The organism is Cupriavidus sp. HPC(L) (assembly GCF_000307735.3).
In the GTDB taxonomy this organism is placed as follows: domain Bacteria; phylum Pseudomonadota; class Gammaproteobacteria; order Burkholderiales; family Burkholderiaceae; genus Cupriavidus.
In genome coordinates this window covers 20,088-36,288 of the sequence record NZ_AMPR02000112.1, presented here as the reverse complement: position 1 = coordinate 36,288, position 16,201 = coordinate 20,088, and the positions used below count along the sequence as shown (strand labels likewise).

Annotated in this window: 17 protein-coding genes; 9 read left to right on the top strand and 8 right to left on the bottom strand. The window is 69.3% G+C overall.

The features are described from left to right. Positions 1-35 precede the first annotated feature (35 nt). The 8 genes from B551_RS08310 to B551_RS26050 all read right to left on the bottom strand — a co-directional run bounded on the left by B551_RS08310 (position 36) and on the right by B551_RS26050 (position 7,672). The gene (locus B551_RS08310) at positions 36-422 is read right to left on the bottom strand and encodes a hypothetical protein (protein WP_006577493.1); all 387 of its coding nucleotides are present in this window, start codon (positions 420-422) and stop codon (positions 36-38) included. Between the two features lie 76 nt (positions 423-498). Continuing rightward, positions 499-3,603: an efflux RND transporter permease subunit gene (locus B551_RS08305; RefSeq protein ID WP_006577492.1), complete on the bottom strand. Its 3,105-nt coding sequence runs from the start codon at positions 3,601-3,603 to the stop codon at positions 499-501. An 8-nt stretch (positions 3,604-3,611) separates the two neighbouring features. After that, positions 3,612-4,793 carry an efflux RND transporter periplasmic adaptor subunit gene (locus B551_RS08300; protein WP_006577491.1) on the bottom strand — a complete coding sequence of 394 codons (1,182 nt, stop codon included), beginning with the start codon at positions 4,791-4,793 and terminating at the stop codon, positions 3,612-3,614. 18 nt (positions 4,794-4,811) lie between these two features. Next, positions 4,812-5,384 (bottom strand): hypothetical protein, encoded by a 573-nt coding sequence (locus B551_RS08295; RefSeq protein WP_006577490.1) that lies wholly within the window; start codon positions 5,382-5,384, stop codon positions 4,812-4,814. Continuing rightward, on the bottom strand, positions 5,381-6,340 hold the full coding sequence (locus B551_RS08290; protein ID WP_371259305.1) for a TolC family protein: 960 nt from the start codon (positions 6,338-6,340) through the stop codon (positions 5,381-5,383). Before B551_RS08290 ends, B551_RS08295 begins: the two co-directional genes overlap by 4 nt. 354 nt (positions 6,341-6,694) lie before the next feature. Continuing rightward, positions 6,695-7,114, bottom strand: a complete 420-nt coding sequence (locus tag B551_RS08285; protein ID WP_253281330.1) for a hypothetical protein — start codon at positions 7,112-7,114, stop codon at positions 6,695-6,697. Beyond that, positions 7,111-7,482: a hypothetical protein gene (locus tag B551_RS08280; RefSeq protein ID WP_370646771.1), complete on the bottom strand. Its 372-nt coding sequence runs from the start codon at positions 7,480-7,482 to the stop codon at positions 7,111-7,113. The genes B551_RS08285 and B551_RS08280 overlap by 4 nt, the downstream gene beginning before the upstream one ends. A 19-nt stretch (positions 7,483-7,501) precedes the next feature. Next, entirely contained in the window at positions 7,502-7,672 is a 171-nt protein-coding gene (locus tag B551_RS26050; protein WP_023263859.1) for a hypothetical protein, read from the bottom strand. A 204-nt stretch (positions 7,673-7,876) separates the two neighbouring features. Between B551_RS26050 and B551_RS08275 the strand changes: the two genes are divergently transcribed. The 9 genes from B551_RS08275 (at position 7,877) to B551_RS08235 (ending at position 16,194) form a co-directional block, all read left to right on the top strand. Then, positions 7,877-8,386: a hemerythrin domain-containing protein gene (locus B551_RS08275; RefSeq protein ID WP_006578614.1), complete on the top strand. Its 510-nt coding sequence runs from the start codon at positions 7,877-7,879 to the stop codon at positions 8,384-8,386. Positions 8,387-8,498: 112 nt separating this feature from the next. Further along, positions 8,499-9,230 (top strand): TetR/AcrR family transcriptional regulator, encoded by a 732-nt coding sequence (locus B551_RS08270; protein ID WP_006578613.1) that lies wholly within the window; start codon positions 8,499-8,501, stop codon positions 9,228-9,230. A 119-nt stretch (positions 9,231-9,349) separates the two neighbouring features. Beyond that, complete coding sequence (locus tag B551_RS08265; protein ID WP_023263857.1) at positions 9,350-10,342, top strand: tripartite tricarboxylate transporter substrate binding protein; 993 nt, start codon at positions 9,350-9,352, stop codon at positions 10,340-10,342. Continuing rightward, entirely contained in the window at positions 10,339-10,740 is a 402-nt protein-coding gene (locus B551_RS08260; RefSeq protein WP_157071934.1) for a hypothetical protein, read from the top strand. Before B551_RS08265 ends, B551_RS08260 begins: the two co-directional genes overlap by 4 nt. Further along, positions 10,740-11,891 (top strand): thiolase family protein, encoded by a 1,152-nt coding sequence (locus B551_RS08255; protein WP_023263856.1) that lies wholly within the window; start codon positions 10,740-10,742, stop codon positions 11,889-11,891. Before B551_RS08260 ends, B551_RS08255 begins: the two co-directional genes overlap by 1 nt. 36 nt (positions 11,892-11,927) lie before the next feature. Further along, positions 11,928-12,719: an enoyl-CoA hydratase/isomerase family protein gene (locus B551_RS08250; RefSeq protein WP_006577733.1), complete on the top strand. Its 792-nt coding sequence runs from the start codon at positions 11,928-11,930 to the stop codon at positions 12,717-12,719. Between the two features lie 46 nt (positions 12,720-12,765). Next, a complete protein-coding gene (locus B551_RS08245) occupies positions 12,766-13,578 on the top strand; it encodes an SDR family NAD(P)-dependent oxidoreductase (protein ID WP_006577732.1) in 813 nt (270 codons plus the stop codon). A 12-nt stretch (positions 13,579-13,590) separates the two neighbouring features. Continuing rightward, on the top strand, positions 13,591-14,643 hold the full coding sequence (locus tag B551_RS08240) for a nitronate monooxygenase family protein (protein ID WP_006577731.1): 1,053 nt from the start codon (positions 13,591-13,593) through the stop codon (positions 14,641-14,643). Between the two features lie 12 nt (positions 14,644-14,655). After that, the gene (locus B551_RS08235; RefSeq protein WP_006577730.1) at positions 14,656-16,194 is read left to right on the top strand and encodes an AMP-binding protein; all 1,539 of its coding nucleotides are present in this window, start codon (positions 14,656-14,658) and stop codon (positions 16,192-16,194) included. The last annotated feature ends 7 nt before the right edge of the window (positions 16,195-16,201 follow it).

The following is a 16,201-nucleotide window of genomic DNA, read 5'->3' as shown; positions in this document are numbered from 1 at the left end:
ACGCCGACCCGCGCCTCTGCCGGGACCGCTGCAGCCTACTTGACCACGAACCGCATGGTCACGGTCTTGCCGTCGGCGAAGGTGACCTTCGCCACGGCCTTGGCACCGCGCGCCAGCACGATCTTGTCGGCAGTCACCAGCACGTTGTCCTGCGCCGGCTGGAGCGCGGTTTCGCTCTTGCTCGCGCCATCGAGCACCGTCAGCTTGCCGCTCGCCCCGGCCACGGCCTTCTTGCGGCCGTGATCGTCGACATGAAGGCTGACCCTGCCGTCCTTTTCCACCAGCTCGAACTGCAGCTCGCTGGCGGTCTGGACGATGCCGCCATATTGGGCCGGTGTCGCGTCGTGGGCGATCACGGCACCCGGCAGCGTGCCGAGCGAGATGCCGATGGCGGCCAGTGCCGCGCCAATGCGTGGGTTCATGCTGCTCTCCTGAAAAAGAATGACCGACGACGCGCGCGCCGTCGTGTCGTGTCGTGTCGTGTCGTGTCGTGTCGCGTCAAAACGCTTCCGTTCCCGCCTGGGCAACCAGACGCTCGATCGGTTCCCGGCCGAACAACCAGACCGCCAGCGGCGTCAACACCGTGTCGAGCAGCGTCGAGCTGATCAGGCCGCCAAAAATCACCACCGCCACCGGATGCAGGATCTCCTTGCCGGGCGCATCGTCCGCAACCAGCAGCGGCGTCAGCGCGAACGCGGCGACCAGCGCGGTCATCAGCACCGGCGTCAGCCGTTCCAGCGAGCCGTGGACGATCATCGGCATGCCGAACGGCTCGCCTTCGAGCCGGCACAGATTGATGTAGTGGCTGACCTTCAGGATGCCGTTTCGGCTCGCGATGCCGGTCAGCGTGATGAAGCCGACCATCGAGGCCACCGATAGCGCGAGCCCGGTCGCCCATATCGCGACGACGCTGCCGATCAGCGCGAACGGGATATTGGCCATCACGATCAGCGACAGCCGGTGCGAGCGGTAACGCGAATACAGCACCAGATAGATCAGCGCCAGCGACATCGCGGCCAGCAGCGCGATCAGCCGGGTTGCCTGCTCTTGCGCCTGGAACTGTCCCTCGATGCCGACGAAGTACCCGCCGGGCAGGCTCGCGCCCGTGACGGCACCCCGCACGCCCTCGATCACGCGGCCCATGTCGGTGCCGTCGGTGTTCGCATAGACGACGATGCGCCGCCGGCCGTTCTCGCGGCCGATCTGATTGGGACCATCGCCCTGCTCCACCGATGCGATGGCGGCAAGCGGTATCGGTCCGCGCGGCGACTGCAGCATGACGCGGGCCAGGTCCTGTGGCGTGCGCCCGGTATCGGGCAGGCGCACGACCACATCGTGGCGCCTGACGCCATCGATCAGCTGGGCGACGCGCGTGCCCTCGGACAGCGTCTGCATCGCGGCGAGCGCGTCGCCGGGCGTGATCCCATACTGGGCCGCCTTGCGATGGTCGAGCCGGACATTGACCTGCGGAATCAATACCTGCTGCTCGACCGTGATGTCGACCAGACCGGGCACCCGCGACAGGCGGGCTCGAATCGACTCCGCGACGCCGCGCAGCGTATCGACGTCGTCACCATGGATCTTCAGCGCGATCTGCGCGCGCACGCCCGACAGCAGATGGTCCAGCCGGTGCGAGATCGGCTGGCCGATCGCTACCGACGCCGGCAGCGAGGCGAGCTGCGTCCGAATGGCCGCCATCACCTGCTCGCGGCCCCGCGCGGACTGCTTCAGGTCGACATCGATCTCGGACGAGTGGACCCCCTCGGCATGCTCGTCCAGTTCGGCGCGCCCGGTCCGACGGCCCACCTGCGCGACCTCCGGCACCTGCCGGATCAGCGCTTCGGCCAGTGCTCCCATCCGGTTAGCCTCGGCCAGCGAGGTGCCCGGCTGGAACATCAGCGACAGCACCAGCGAGCCCTCGTTGAACGGCGGCAGGAACGCACGCGGCATCCACGGCACCGACGCCGCCGCGATCAGGGCGACGATGCCGGCCGCCGCCAGCACGGCGCGCGCGCGGGGCAACGACCACTCGAGCACGCGCGAGTCCAGCGCCTTCAGCCAGCGCACCAGCGGACTGTCCGGCCGCTCCAGCCGCTTGATGCCGGGCAGCAGGTAATACGACAGCACCGGCGTGACCGTCATCGACACCAGCATCGAGGCCAGGATCGACACGATATAGGCGACGCCCAGCGGCGCGAACAGCCGGCCTTCGATGCCCGGCAATGCGAACAGCGGCACGAACACCAGCACCACGATCAGCGTCGCGTAGACGATGCCGGATCGCACCTCCACCGAGGCGCGCCAGATCACCTCCAGCACCGAAGGCGGATCGTTCGCCCGCTCGCGCTGCCGAAGCCGGCGCAGGATGTTCTCGACATCGACCACCGCATCGTCCACCAGTTCGCCGATGGCGATGGCCAGTCCGCCCAGCGTCATCACATTGATCGACTGGCCCAGCAGATGGAACGCCAGGGCGGTCACCGCCAGCGACAGCGGAATCGCGATCAGCGAAATGGCGGTCGTGCGTGCGCTCAACAGAAAGGCGAACAGCACGATGGCGACCATGATCGCGCCATCGCGCAGCGCCTCCACCACGTTGCCGATCGATGCCTCGATAAAGTCCGCCTGACGGAACAGCACGCGCGGCGCCTCCAACCCCTTCGGCATGCCGGGCCTGAGCTCGGACAACGCCGCCTCCAGTTGGCGCGTCAGCTTGACGGTGTCGGCGGCCGGTTGCTTCTGCACGCTGACGATCACCGCGGGCTTGCCGTTGAAACCCGCGTCGCCGCGCTTGACCGCGGCCGCGTACCGAACCGTGGCAACCTGCTGCAGCAGCACCGGCGCACCGTCCCGGTAGGCCACCGCGAGGCCGGCCACATCGTCCACGCGCGTGGTACGGCCCAGATTGCGGATCAGGTATTCCTGGCCATTCAAGTCGAGGAAGCCGCCGCTGCTGTTGGCGGCGAAGTCGCGCAAGGCATCGGTCAGCTGGCGAAGCGATACCCCGAACTGCGCCATCCTGGCGGTGTCCGGCTCGACGCGCAGCTGCCGTACCTCGCCGCCGATCGGAATCACCTGCGACACGCCGGGCACCGACAGCAGGCGCGGCCGCAACACGAAGTCGGCGTACTCGCGCGCCGCCATCGGGCTGACCGCCGCCGCATCGATCGGCAGCGCGATCAGCATGATCTCGCCCATGATCGACGAGACCGGTCCCATGATCGGCGTCAATCCGCCCAGCAATTGCTCGCGCACCAGCGCAAGCCGCTCCGATACGAGTTGCCGGTTCCGGTACACGTCGCTGCCCCAGTCGAACTCGGCATAGACAATCGACAGGCCAACGCCGGAGACCGAGCGCACCCGCGTCACACCGGGCATGCCGTTGAGCGCCGTTTCGATCGGGAACGACACCAGCAGCTCCACCTCCTGCGGCGCCATGCCACCCGCTTCGGTGATGACGGTGACCAGCGGCTTGTCCAGGTCCGGGAACACATCGACCGGCGTACGCCAGGCCGTCACGGCGCCGCAGACCATCAGGATTGCCGCCAGCGCCAATACGAGCAGGCGGTTGCCCAGGCTCGCTCGAACGATCCAGTCGAACATGTCCGCCCCTACCGGATCTGGTTGATCCAGGCCGCGCCCTGCACCACCACGCGGTTCTCCGGCGACAGGCCCTGGACCACCACGACGCGGCGGGCATCGAGGACGCGAACCTGTACCGGCTGCGCGATAAAGCGCTGCGTCCCGGACTTGACCCAGACGATCGTCTCGTCGTTCGTGCCGCGCACGACGGCCTCGCTCGGCAACGCGATGCCGTTGATGGTGTCGGTCAGATGAGCCACCACGGTGACGGGCTGGCCAACCGCCAGCGGCACGGCGGACCCGCCGGCGAGCCGGAACGTCAGCGGTACCGCGCCGTTGCGCAGGCTGCGCCCCGCTCCGACGAACTGCAGGGTCCCGCCGTCGACGTTGGCCAGCGCACCGTCCCGGATCCGCATGGCCAGCGATGCGTCGGCGCTTTGCGCCTCGATCAGCAGCCGCGCCGGATCGACGATCTCGTAGAGCACGTCCGATCCCTCGACGTACTGGCCGGCGATCGCGTTGGCCGACGCGACGATGCCGCCGACCGGAGCGCGCAGCGCATCGGTCCGATGCAGGCTGGCGGCCACCGCGGCACGTTGGCCCGACAGGCTCTGGACCTCGGCCCGCGCGGCTTCGATGTCCTTGCGCGGAATGCTGTCGCGCAGCGATTCCAGGCGTTGCAGCCGTTGCCGCGCCAGCTTCAGGTTGGCCTCCAGGTTGGCGAACTGTGCCTGCTGATTGCCGATATCGAACGGCTCATGCTTGTGCCGCAACACCGCGAGCACCTGGCCCTTGCCGACGCGCTGGCCCAGCACCGGAAAGCCGCCCGCCGGCGCCTCGATCCAGCCGGGGTGCCCCGCCTGCAGGCGACCGCCGGCGTTCGGGTCGATCGCCACCGTGCCGTTGAGCTCGACGGCAAGCGGGTGATCGCCGGCCTGCGGCATCAGCGTACGGATGCCCATGCGCCGCTGCGCCAGTTTGGACACCTGCACGCTGCCATCCGGCAGCCGTGCCAGCCCTGCCGCCGGCGGGCCGGCGACCGGTCCGTCGAGATGCTGGCCATCGGGCCCATGGGCGCCCGGCGCGGCAGAGGCCGGGCCGTTGGCATCGATGGCACCGATCAGCGCAACCAGCGCAACCAGCGCAACCAGTGCAATCCGTGCAATGCGCGCGAAGGCCACCGGCGTCCGGAACGAAGTCTTGTTCATCATCGGGTCGTCCTTGTCGCTTCACGCCGACGGATGGCGCGGGATCGGATGGTTCCGGCGGTTCCGCCGGAACCGGCGGATCGCCATGACGAGCGCGGCCGCGCCTGCCACGGCCAGCGCGGCCCAGCCCGCAACGGTCCGATCCATGTGATCGTGGTCGTCGCCCGTTGCGGCCACGGCAAGGCGACCCTCGATCAGGTCCGAATCGGTCCCCGTCATCAGCGTGAAGACCAGGGGATGCTCGCCGGGGCGGCGCAGGGCCGCGAGCAGCGCCGGATCGGTGAACGAAAAGTCGCCAAGGTCCGCGTGCAGTTTCGCCGTCGCCTTGACGTCGCCGGCTTCGACCTCCAGCGTGCCCTCCGTGACGGGCTCGTTGGTCGCGTAGCGATCGACCAGCACAGACAGCTCGTCCTCGAGCAGCGTACCGACCAGCTCGAACGTCTCGGTACTGGCCTCGACAGTGGGCGCAACGGCCGCGTTTGCCTGGGCGGGCGGCGCATCGAGGTGTTCTCCGTCCGGACCATGCGCGCCGGGACCGGCCTGCGCGGCGCCGCAGACCCATGCCAGCAGAACGAGAACGAGACAACGGTTCATGGCAACACTCCAAGGGACTGGTTCAGTCGCGCGATGGCAAGGCCCCGACGCGCACGCTGGCGTGCGGCTTCGGCCTCGGCTTCCAGCGCCTGGTTTTGCGCGCGCAGCACTTCGGGCAGCCCGATCTCGCCGGCGTCGAAGGTCTTGCGCAGCAGCTGCGCCCGCTCGGCCAGCATCGCGCTGCGCTGCTCGGCCAGGGACAGCTGCTCGTCGGCCAGCGTCAACGCCTGCCGCGCGGCATCCGTCTCGGACCGCACCACGCGTTCGGTTCGGTCGCGTTCGGCGATCGCCGTCGCGACGTCGGTGTGCGCCGCGGTTTCGCGCGGCAGATTGCGCGCGTCGGTCGCGAACGGGATGCGGACAAACACGCCGACGGTGTGGTCGGACGGCAAGCCGCCGCCTGCCGCATCGCGCCGGTAGGAGACGCCCACCTCCGGTGCGTCGCGCCGGGATTTCCGCAGGTAGCCCAGCTGCCGCTGCGCCCGCAGCAGCGCAGTGTCCGCCGCCGCCATTGCGGGATGGGTCATCGCGGCCTGCGACGAGGCGGGCCGCTCTTCGTATCGCGAGGGCAGCGCCGCTACGCCGGTCAGCTGGAACAACTGCGTCGCCAGCTGGTTCAGCCGCGACTGCCCCTCGGTCACCAGCGCACGCGTGGCGAGCAGATCCTGGTCCGCCAGCAACAGATCGGTGCGGGCCAGGTCGCCGGCATCGACCCGGCGCGCCACATCGTCGCGCAGCGATGTCGCGACCGCCACGCGGCGGCGCAACACCTGCTGCTCGGCGGTGGCGGCCACCAGTTCCCAGACACGCTCGCGCAGGTCACCGGCCAGCGCCAGTTGCGCCAGGCTTGCGCGGGCGACGGCCTCCGCCATCTGCGCATCGGCCAGCTCGCCGCGCGCGGCACGCTGGCCCGGCATCCAGATCGGCACGCCAAGCGAGACCTCGCTCTCGCGCACGCCCCGGCGATCGGCCAGGCGATCACCGCGATGCCGCAGTTCGGCCACCGGCGGGCCCGCAATCCAGGCGTCGGCCTGCACGCGGCTGGCGGCCGCCTCCCCCCGCCGACCTTCGGCGGCCTGCAGCGCGACCGAATGCGCCCACGCGGCTTCGAACAGCGCGTGCAGGTCGGCGGGCGCGGCCTGGCCTGCCGGCGCCTGCGCACAGGCAATGCGCGTCAGCACGACGGCTGTCGCAATGAACAATATCTTCTGCATGAAACACCCCAACGCAACGAAAGCGGATCGACGATGCGACGGGGTGCCGCGCCAGTGCCGGCGCGGCGCAGACATGGAACGAACGCTTCCCCGCCGTCAGGCGGCGGCGTGAGGCGGACGTAAAGGCGGACTGCTGAAGGGACTGGGAATGGGCCCAGGAAGGAATGACGGCGTGAGATAGCGCGGCGGCACCAGCGGTACCGAAAACGCGAGGCCAACGGTGCCGTACAGGCCGGACGCGAAATCGAAGTCCAGCTGATGCGATGCCGAGGCCGTCGAGTCGTCCTCGTGCATCGCACCGTCCTCGTCGTGATGGTGCGGCACATGCTCGGCATGCGCGACCATGTGCTCGAGCATGGCCTCGGAGGCGTGCGCGAACTGCCGGTCCACCGCGGCCATGGCCTGCAGCGGCAGCAACAGCATCAGGAGGATGGCAACGACGCGCGACATGGCCGGGATTCTACCGGAATCGTGGCCGGCGCCCTGTAATCGCGCCGGCGGCGCTGGCGGGATCACGGTGGCGAATCGTCGGCGGAAACGGCGGAAAGCAGCCGCGCCGCCGTCTCCTCGTCGAGATCGAGCCGGTACTTTGTCGCCAGGTAGCGCGCCAGATTGGCAATGCGAGATGGCGTCCTTCCCGCGGCTTCCAGCTGCGCACGGTAGGCCTCGACCTCGCAGGCCTGCCGATAGGCCTTTGACAGCAGATAGCGCGGCCCGTGGGTGAACGGCCGGCGCCAGAACTGGCGCACATGAACCAGCTCATGCGCGATCAGCCCGGCCGAAACGCCCGGCCGAAGCAGCACGATCGGGCCCAGACTGATGCCGTCGAAATGCCGTGGGACCAGCCAGCGGCTCTCGAGCAGCAGGCACCTGGGATTGCGCAACGCCTTCATCGCCAAAGGATCAGCCTTGCGGACCCGGCCCCGAGTCGTGATCCAGTGCATTGCGGATCAGGGCCCTGCCCTTCGGCGGCGCCGCCAGGTACGCCAGATACATCGAAGCGGCCAGCGCGAGCCCGGCCACGGCAAAGGCGATGAACGTCGTGCCGGCGATGCCAAGTTTTCCATCGGACATGGTGGTCTCCAGAGAGTCACTAAAGTGGTCGAACCGCAGCGCAATCCCTTGACGCCAAGCAAGCCCTGCGCCACCGCTGGAATGGCCGGACACGTGCGGTGCGCGCCGAACCGGCCGGTAAAGATTGCCCGCCCGCCCCCGGAAGGGCGCTTGGACCATGGCGTCCAGACGGCGCCCACCCGACGGCGCGATAATGGGCGCGCCATGCTGCCCAATACGACCACCATTCCTTCATTCGATTCCCCGATCGAACTGCTGATCGCCTGCCACGACAAGATCAGGCGTTTTGCCTCGCTGTGCGGCCGCCTGGCCGAGCACACCGCCCGGCATGGCGCGGACGACCAGGCGCGCACCGCGGCGGCCGGCATCGTACGGTACTTCACCGTTGCCGCACCCTTGCACCATGACGATGAGGAACAGGACCTGTTCCCCGCCCTTCGCGCGCTCGGCGACGAGGCGCTGACGTCGGCGATGCGGGCCCTGGAGCACGACCACGACGCGCTCGACGCGCTGTGGGACCAGGCCCGGCCGTGGCTGGAGGCCGTGCAGCAGGGATCGGCCGGCGCGGCGCCGCAAGCGCTGGCGCAGTTCGCCGCCGCTTACCTGCGTCATGTCGAACGCGAGGAGCACGAAATCTTTCCCTTCGCGATCCGGCTGCCGGAGTCGACCTTGCAGGCGATCGGGCAACGGATGGCGCAGCGCCGCGGCGGTTAAGGACGCCCGGCCCTCAAACAGAAAACTTGCGGTACGCCCAGCAAGTATCTGCGGGTATACGCCTAACATCGTTAACTTGCGGTACGTACCGCTTGTAAATACACTGGCTCGCATGCCCAAGACACTTGCCACCCTCCCCGGCTCCCAGGCCGATTCGTCTGGAGCGGAAAGCCGCGCGCTGCCCGATGGCGCTGAGGCGGTACCGATCAAACGCCCGCGCCGCACGCAGGCCGAGCGCGTCGCCGAGTCCGACCGCCGGCTGATGGCCGCGGCGACGCGGCTGATCGCGACCCGCGGCTACACGCACACGACGCTGGAAGCGACCGGCATCGAAGCCGGATATAGCCGCGGCCTGGTGCAGCACCGCTTCGGCACCAAGGACCGGTTGCTCGAAGAGCTGGTCAAGCATATTGCGAACGCCCACCGCGAACGCCTGCTGGCACGGATGCAGGGCTTGACCGGCCTGGACGCGATCTTCTGCGAGATCGATTGCTACCTCGAAGGCATGGACGATCCGTCCGAAAACTCTCGCGCCTTCTTCGTGCTGATGCTCGAGTCGATCGGCCCGGCCCCGCAGGTCCGACCGACCTTCGCCGCGATCAGCGCGCGCTGGCACCGTGCGATCACGCGCCATATCGAAGCCGGCCAGCGCACCGGGCAGATTCGCCCCGATATCGTCGCCTCGGAAGAAGCGCAGCTGTTGATCGCTACGGTGCGCGGACTGCGAATGCAGTCGATGCTCAATCCGACCACCAGCAATATCGCGGTTGCGATCCGGGCGCTGAAGGACAACCTGCGCGCGCGCCTGGTGCTCCCCGCAAAGCCTGCCGAAGCGCCCGAGTAGCCGGCGCGTTCCCCTTGCCGGTCCCACGCTGACTGCGCGCCGATCCATGATGCGACGCGGTCGGACCGCGCTCGCCCGTACAACGACAACAACACCAAGAAATACAGGAGACAAGGCCCATGTCACATCGCGGGTTCCAGGCTGGCACCGCGGCCGTTGCAGCGGCCTGTGCCGCCGTCTTCGCCGCCGCGGCCGCGCCCGCCCATGCCGCCGACTTTCCCGGCAAGCCGGTCCGGCTGGTGGTCGGCTTCCCGCCGGGCGGGGCGTCGGACATCGTCGCGCGGCTGCTGCAGCCCCATTTGCAGAAGGATCTCGGCCAGCCGGTCGTCATCGAGAACCGCCCCGGCGCCAACGGCAACATTGCCAACGAAGTGGTGGCGCGCGCCGAACCGGACGGCTACACGCTGCTGCTCGGCAATCCGGGGCCGCTGGTGCTGAACCCCTTCCTCTACAAGCGGGTGCCGATCGACCCGGTCAAGGCCTTCGTGCCGGTCACCCAGCTGACCGAAAGCCCGATGGTCGTCGTGGTCCCGGCGAACTCGCCATTCCGATCGATGGGCGACCTGCTGGCCAGGGCACGCCAGCAACCCGGCAAGCTGAGCTACGGCTCGGCTGGCAACGGCAGCTCGATGCATGTCGCCGGCGCGACGCTGCAGGTGCGGCTGAACACGCCACTGATCCACGTTCCGTACAAGGGCAGCGGCCCGGCGCTGAACGATCTGTTGGCCGGCCAGCTCGATTTCATGGCGGACAGCCGCTCCACCACGCTGCCGCTGATTCGCGACGGCCGGCTGCGCGCGCTGGCGGTGACCGGCGGCCGGCGTGTGGCGGACCTGCCGGACGTGCCCACCGTCGCCGAGGCCGGCGTCCCGAACTTCGACGTGACCACCTGGCTCGGCATCGTCGCGCCGGCCGGCACGCCGGCGCCGATCGTGCAGCGGCTGCACGCCGCGTTCGCCGGCGCATTGAAGCAACCGTCGGTGCAGGCCCGCCTCGCGGAGCTGGGCACCGGCATCAAGGCCAGCACGCCGGCGGAATTCGCCAGGGCACTGGATGCCGAACGCAGCAACGCGCGCCAGCTGGTGCGCGACTCCGGAATGTCGATCGAATGAACGCAAGCTCCTCCATGGACAGCCGGCCGTCCACCCTGCAGGCCGCGCGCTGCGGTCACTGCCACGGCTACAGCTACCCCGCGAACGTGCCCGGATGCCGCCATTGCGGCGCCCCGGCCGAAGCGCTCGACGCGGTCGATTGCATGGGCCCGGTCCCGCTGCGCAACGTGATCACCGTGCATGCACCGCTCGCCCCCGGACTCGCCGTGCCCGCGATCATCGGCGAGGTCGAGCTGTGCCCGGGCCTGGTCGAAGAGGTCCGCATCGACGCCGAGAACGAGACCGCGGTACCGCCGGGCACGCCGGTGCGGCCGGTGTGGATCGACGACGAGAACGGCGGTGGCTGGATCTTTCGCGCGGCAAGCGCGGAAGCGGTGCCGCTGCAGGAGAACGTGTGATGGGCCGCCCAACCACGCTGCTGCAACAACGGCCGGTTTACGTGATCGGCATCGGCATGCACCCGTACCAGTTTCCGAGCGAGACGCCCTACCCGCAGCTGGGCCTGCGCGCGGTGCGCGAGGCGCTGGTCGATGCGGGGCTGGCATGGCCGCAGGTGCAGAGCGCCTTCGTCGGGACGGCGGCGCTGGGCATGGCAGCCGGCCGCGTGATGCTGCGCCACTTGGGCTCGACCGGGCTCGAGGTGGCGCAGGTCGAGAATGCGTCGGCCTCCGGCTCGACCGCCTTCCGTCTGGCCTGCCTGCAGGTGGCCTCCGGGGAACGCGATGTCGTGCTCGCCGTCGGCGTCGACAAGTTTGGCGACGGCCGGCGCGCCGTGCTGAAGGACGGCCTGCCGCCATTGAGCCCGACCGCCAACGTGCCCCTGGTCAAATTCGCGCTGCTGGCACGCCGGGCCATGCGCGAAGGCGGCTTGCACATCGAGGATCTGGCGGCGGTCGCGGTCAAGAACCATGGCAACGCCGCGCGCAATCCGTATGCGCAATTCCGCAAGCCAAGGACCATCGAGCAGGTCCTGAACTCGCCGCGCATCGCCGGCGACCTGACGGCCATGCAATGCTGCCCGCGTGGCGAAGGGGCTGCGGCGGCAATCGTCGTGTCGGAACAGGCCATGCGCGAACTGGGGCTGGATCGCTCCCGCGCGGTGCGCGTGCTGTCGTCGGTGGCCAGCAGCGAGGAACTGGTCGACGACGCACCGGCGCTGGTCGAACTGGTGCGCAAGTCCGCCGCCCAGGCGCTGGATCAGGCCGGCATCGGGCCGCGCGAGCTCGACATCGTCGAACTGCATGACGCCTTCACGATCGAGGAGCTGCTGTACAGCGAGGCGATCGGCGTCTGCGAGGCCGGCGAAGGGCCAGCGTTCCTGGCCCGCGGCGGCTCGCAGATCGGCGGCCAGTGCGCGGTCAATCCGTCCGGGGGCCTGATCGGCATGGGCCATCCCCTCGGACCGACCGGCATCGGGCAGGTCGCCGAAATCACGCGCCAGCTGCGCGGCGAGGCCGGCGACCGCCAGCACCCCGGCGCGCGCCTGGCGCTTGCCCACATGATCGGCCTCGGCTCGGTGGCCGTCGCCCATGTGCTGTCGCGCGGCTGAGCCGCTTCTCTCACCGACCAGCGAGCCACATTGAACATGGACTACTCCACCCTGCTCTACGACACGCGCGACGGCGTCGCGCTGATCCAGCTGAACCGGCCCGAACGGATGAACGCGATCGGCGGAAACATGAAGGCCGAACTGGCGCATGCGCTGCTCGAGCGCGCCCGTGGCGACGACACGGTGCGCTGCGTCGTGATCACTGGCGCCGGCGACAAGGCCTTCTGCGCGGGCGCGGACATCAAGGAACGCGCCGACCGCGTCGTGCCCCAGGCCGAATATCACCTGCTGCAGAAGGCCACGCACGAACTGTTCCGCGCGCTCGAGCAATTCGAGAAGCCCGTGATCGCCGCGATCAACGGCGTGGCGCTCGGCGGCGGCCTCGAGATCGCGCTCTGCTGCGACGTGCGCATCGCCGCCCAAGGCGTGCGGCTAGGCCTGCCCGAAGCGCGCATCGGCGTGTTGCCCGCGGCCGGCGGCACGCAGCGCCTGCCGCGGCTGGTCGGTGTCGGCATCGCCAAGGAGCTGATGCTGACCGGGGACCATATCGACGCCGAGCGCGCGCTGGCGATCGGGCTGGTCAACCACGTGGTGCCGCCCGATGCGCTGTTGCCGACGGCACTGGCGATGGCCGGACGCATGGCCGCCAACGCGCCGCTGGCGCTGCGCTACGTCAAGCATGCGATCGACCTCGGCATGCAGGTGGGTATCGACGCCGGCCTGGAATACGAGCGCTACGCCGCGGCACTGGTGGTCTCCAGCGAGGACCGCAGGGAAGGCATGCGCGCCTTCATCGAGAAGCGCAAGCCGGTGTTCCGCGGACGCTAGGCCGCGCCATCGCAACTGTCCAACGACAACGAGAAAAGGCATCGACATGGATCTGAATCTGCAAGGCAAGGTGGCGTTCGTCACCGGGGGCGGCCAGGGCGTCGGCAGGCGCATCTGCCTGGATCTGGCGGCCGAGGGCGCCAGCGTCGCGGTCAACGACCTGTTCGCCGAACGGGCGCGGGCGGTGGTCGCCGAGATCGAGGCCGCCGGCGGCCGCGGCTTTGCCGCCGTGGCCGACATCACGCGCGAAGACGACATCAACACGGCCATCGCGGCCGCGCAGGAGACACTGGGCCCGATCGACATCCTCGTCAACAACGCCGGCGTGCTGGTCGAGCGGCGCGAGAAAGGCGGCGCCGCACCAATGTTCATCGACACCACGCCCGAGGCCTGGGAGCGCATCGTCGCGCTCAACGTGTTCGGCATGATGCATTGCTGCCGCGCGGTGCTGCCCGGCATGAAGGCGCGCCGCTACGGCAAGATCGTCAACATCATGTCCGAAGCCGGCCGGGCCGGCGAAGGCCGGCTGGCGGTGTACTCGGGCGCGAAGGCCGCGATGCTCGGCTTCGCCAAGGCGATCGCGCAGGAGCATGGGCGCGACTGCATCAATGTCAACGTGGTGGCGCTGGGCGCGGTATCGCACGAGGGCATCAAGGAAGGCGCCTTGCATCCCGATGCGACGCCCGAGAACAACGAGCGCCTGGCCAGGATGTTGAACGCCTACCCCATCGGCCGCGGCCTGCAGCGGCTGGCGCGTCCCGAGGACGTATCGGGCATGGTGTGCCTGCTGGCCTCCGACCGCGCCGCCTACATCACGGGCCAGAGCATCGGCGTCAGCGGCGGCTTTGTAATGCTCTGAGCTGCCGCCATCATGACGAGCCCTCGCGCCGACGACAGCGCTTCCCCATCGTTCCGCACACGGATCACGGAGCGCTTCGGCATCCGTCATCCGATCCTTGCCGGCGGGCTGATGTGGCTGTCGGACGCGCGCTACGTCGCCGCCCATGTCGACGCCGGCACGATGGCATTCCTGACGCCGCGCTCGTTCGACGGACTGGCGGCCTATCGCGCCGCGCTACGCGACTGCAAGGCGCTGACGCGGGGACTGCCGTTCGGCGTGAACCTGACGCAATCGCGCCGCGCGGACGCCAATCGCCTGGTCCCTGCCTGGCTCGACATCGCGCTGGAAGAAGGCGTGCGGCACTTCGAGACGGTGGGTGCCTCGCCGGGGCCGCTGTTCGAGCGGATTCACGCCGGCGGCGGACTGGCGATCCACAAATGCGCCTTTGTCGAACACGCGCTGAAGGCGGAGCAGGCCGGCGCCGATGCCGTCGCGCTGGTCGGGGCCGAAGCCGGCGGTCATCCGGGGACCAACGAGCTGTCCGCCTTCACGCTCGGGGCACTCGCGCTCGAGCGCCTGCGCGTGCCGCTGGCGATCGGCGGCGGCATCGGCGATGGCCGGCAGATTGCCGCGGCGCTCGCGCTCGGCGCCGATGCGGTGCTGATGGGAACCCGCTTCCTGACCTGCGAAGAGGTCTGGGCGCACGACGGGTACAAGCGCTACCTCGCCGCGCAGCCGGCGCAGTCTTCCACACTGGCGCTGCGCAGCACCGGGCATCCGTGGCGCGTGCTGGACAACGCCACGGTGCGCGAGACGCGGCGGCTCGAAGCGGACGGCGCGCACCGCTACGAAGACTTCGGCGCGCTGGCGACCGGCAAGCTTGGGCGCGATCACGGCTACCGGCACGGCGACTGGGACACTGGCCTGTTGTCGATGGGGCCTGCGATCGGCTTTGCCAATGCGATCGAGCCGGTGACCGCGACCGTCGAGCGGCTGATGGCGCAGGCAAGCGGCGCCGCGCGGCGGCTGCAGTCGCTGTCCGCACCGCCGCCGCCCGCCAATGCCAACGCCACTACAACCTGACAGCGATACCTCATGCAAGCCAACCTGACCATCCACTTCGGCGAGCGCCGTATCGATTCGCCAACGCTGCAGGACCGTGCGGCGCGCGCGGCTAGCGGTTTCGCCGAGCTGGGGCTGCGGCCCGGCGATGCCGTCGCGGTGATGCTGCGCAACGATATTCCGTACCTCGAGTTGATCGTCGCGCTCGACCGACTGGGCGTCCATCTGGTCGCGATCAACTGGCACTTCCAGGTCGAGGAGGCGGCCTTCATCCTGCGCGACAGCGGCGCGAAGGCCTTCGTCGTCCATGCGGACCTGCTGCCCGGCATCGCGAGCGGCGTACCGGACGGCATGCCGCTGCTGGTCGTGCCGACGCCGCCGGAGATCGTCGCCGCCTACCGCCTGCCCGAATCGCCCCCCGGTTTGCCCGACGGCGCGCGGTGCTGGAACGAATGGCGGGATCGCTTCGCCCCGTCGACGGCCGATCGCGTGCCCTCGGTCGGCAGCATGCTTTACACATCGGGCACAACCGGCCGTCCGAAAGGCGTGATGCGGCTGCCGGGCACGCCGGCCCAGCATCAGGGCTCACTGCGCATCCGCTCGATCGCCAGCGCCGCGCGCCCCGGCATGCGCTGCGCCGTAGTCGGTCCGCTATATCACGCCGGCCCCAACGCCGCCGCGCGCGTGGCGCTCGAACTGGCACAGGACATCGTGGTGCTGCCTCGCTTCGACGCCGAGCAGCTGCTGCAGACGATCGAACGCCATCGGATCACGCATCTGTCGCTGGTGCCGATCATGCTGGTCCGGCTGTTGAAGCTGCCGGAGGCGGTGCGTGGCGCCTATGACGTGTCGTCGCTGGAGAACGTGACCCACGGCGGCTCGCCCTGCGCACCGGAGGTGCGGCGCGCGATGATCGCGTGGTGGGGACCGATCGTCAACGAGACCTATGGCTCGACCGAAGCGGGCCTGATCACCTTCGTGACGGCGGCCGAATGGCTGGCGCGGCCGGGAACTGCGGGACGGCCGTTTCCCGGCACGTCGATCCGCATCCTCGACGAGGCGGGCCGCGAACTGCCGCCCGGCGAAGTCGGCGAGATCTATGTCGATACCGGCGACAACGCCCTGCCCTTCACCTATCGCCACAACGAGGCCCAGCGCCGCGCGATCGAGCGCGATGGCTACATCACCAATGGCGATGTCGGCTATCTCGATGCCGACGGCTATCTGTTCATCACCGACCGCAAGCGCGACATGATCATCTCCGGTGGAGTCAATATCTATCCGGCCGAGATCGAGCACGCGCTGGTCGCCGATCCGCAAGTCGCCGACTGCGCGGTGTTCGGCGTCCCCGATGCCGAATTCGGCGAAGCAGTGGCCGCCGCGGTGGTACGCGCGCCGGGCAGCACGATCGACGCGTCCCATGTGCGCGGCTGGCTGCGCCAACGCGTGGCCGGCTACAAGGTACCGCGCCACGTCGAGTTCCACGACGCGTTGCCGCGCGACAGCATGGGCAAGGTCTTCAAGAACCGGCTGCGCGCGCCGCACTGGGAACGCATCGGACGGAAGATCTGATGCGCGA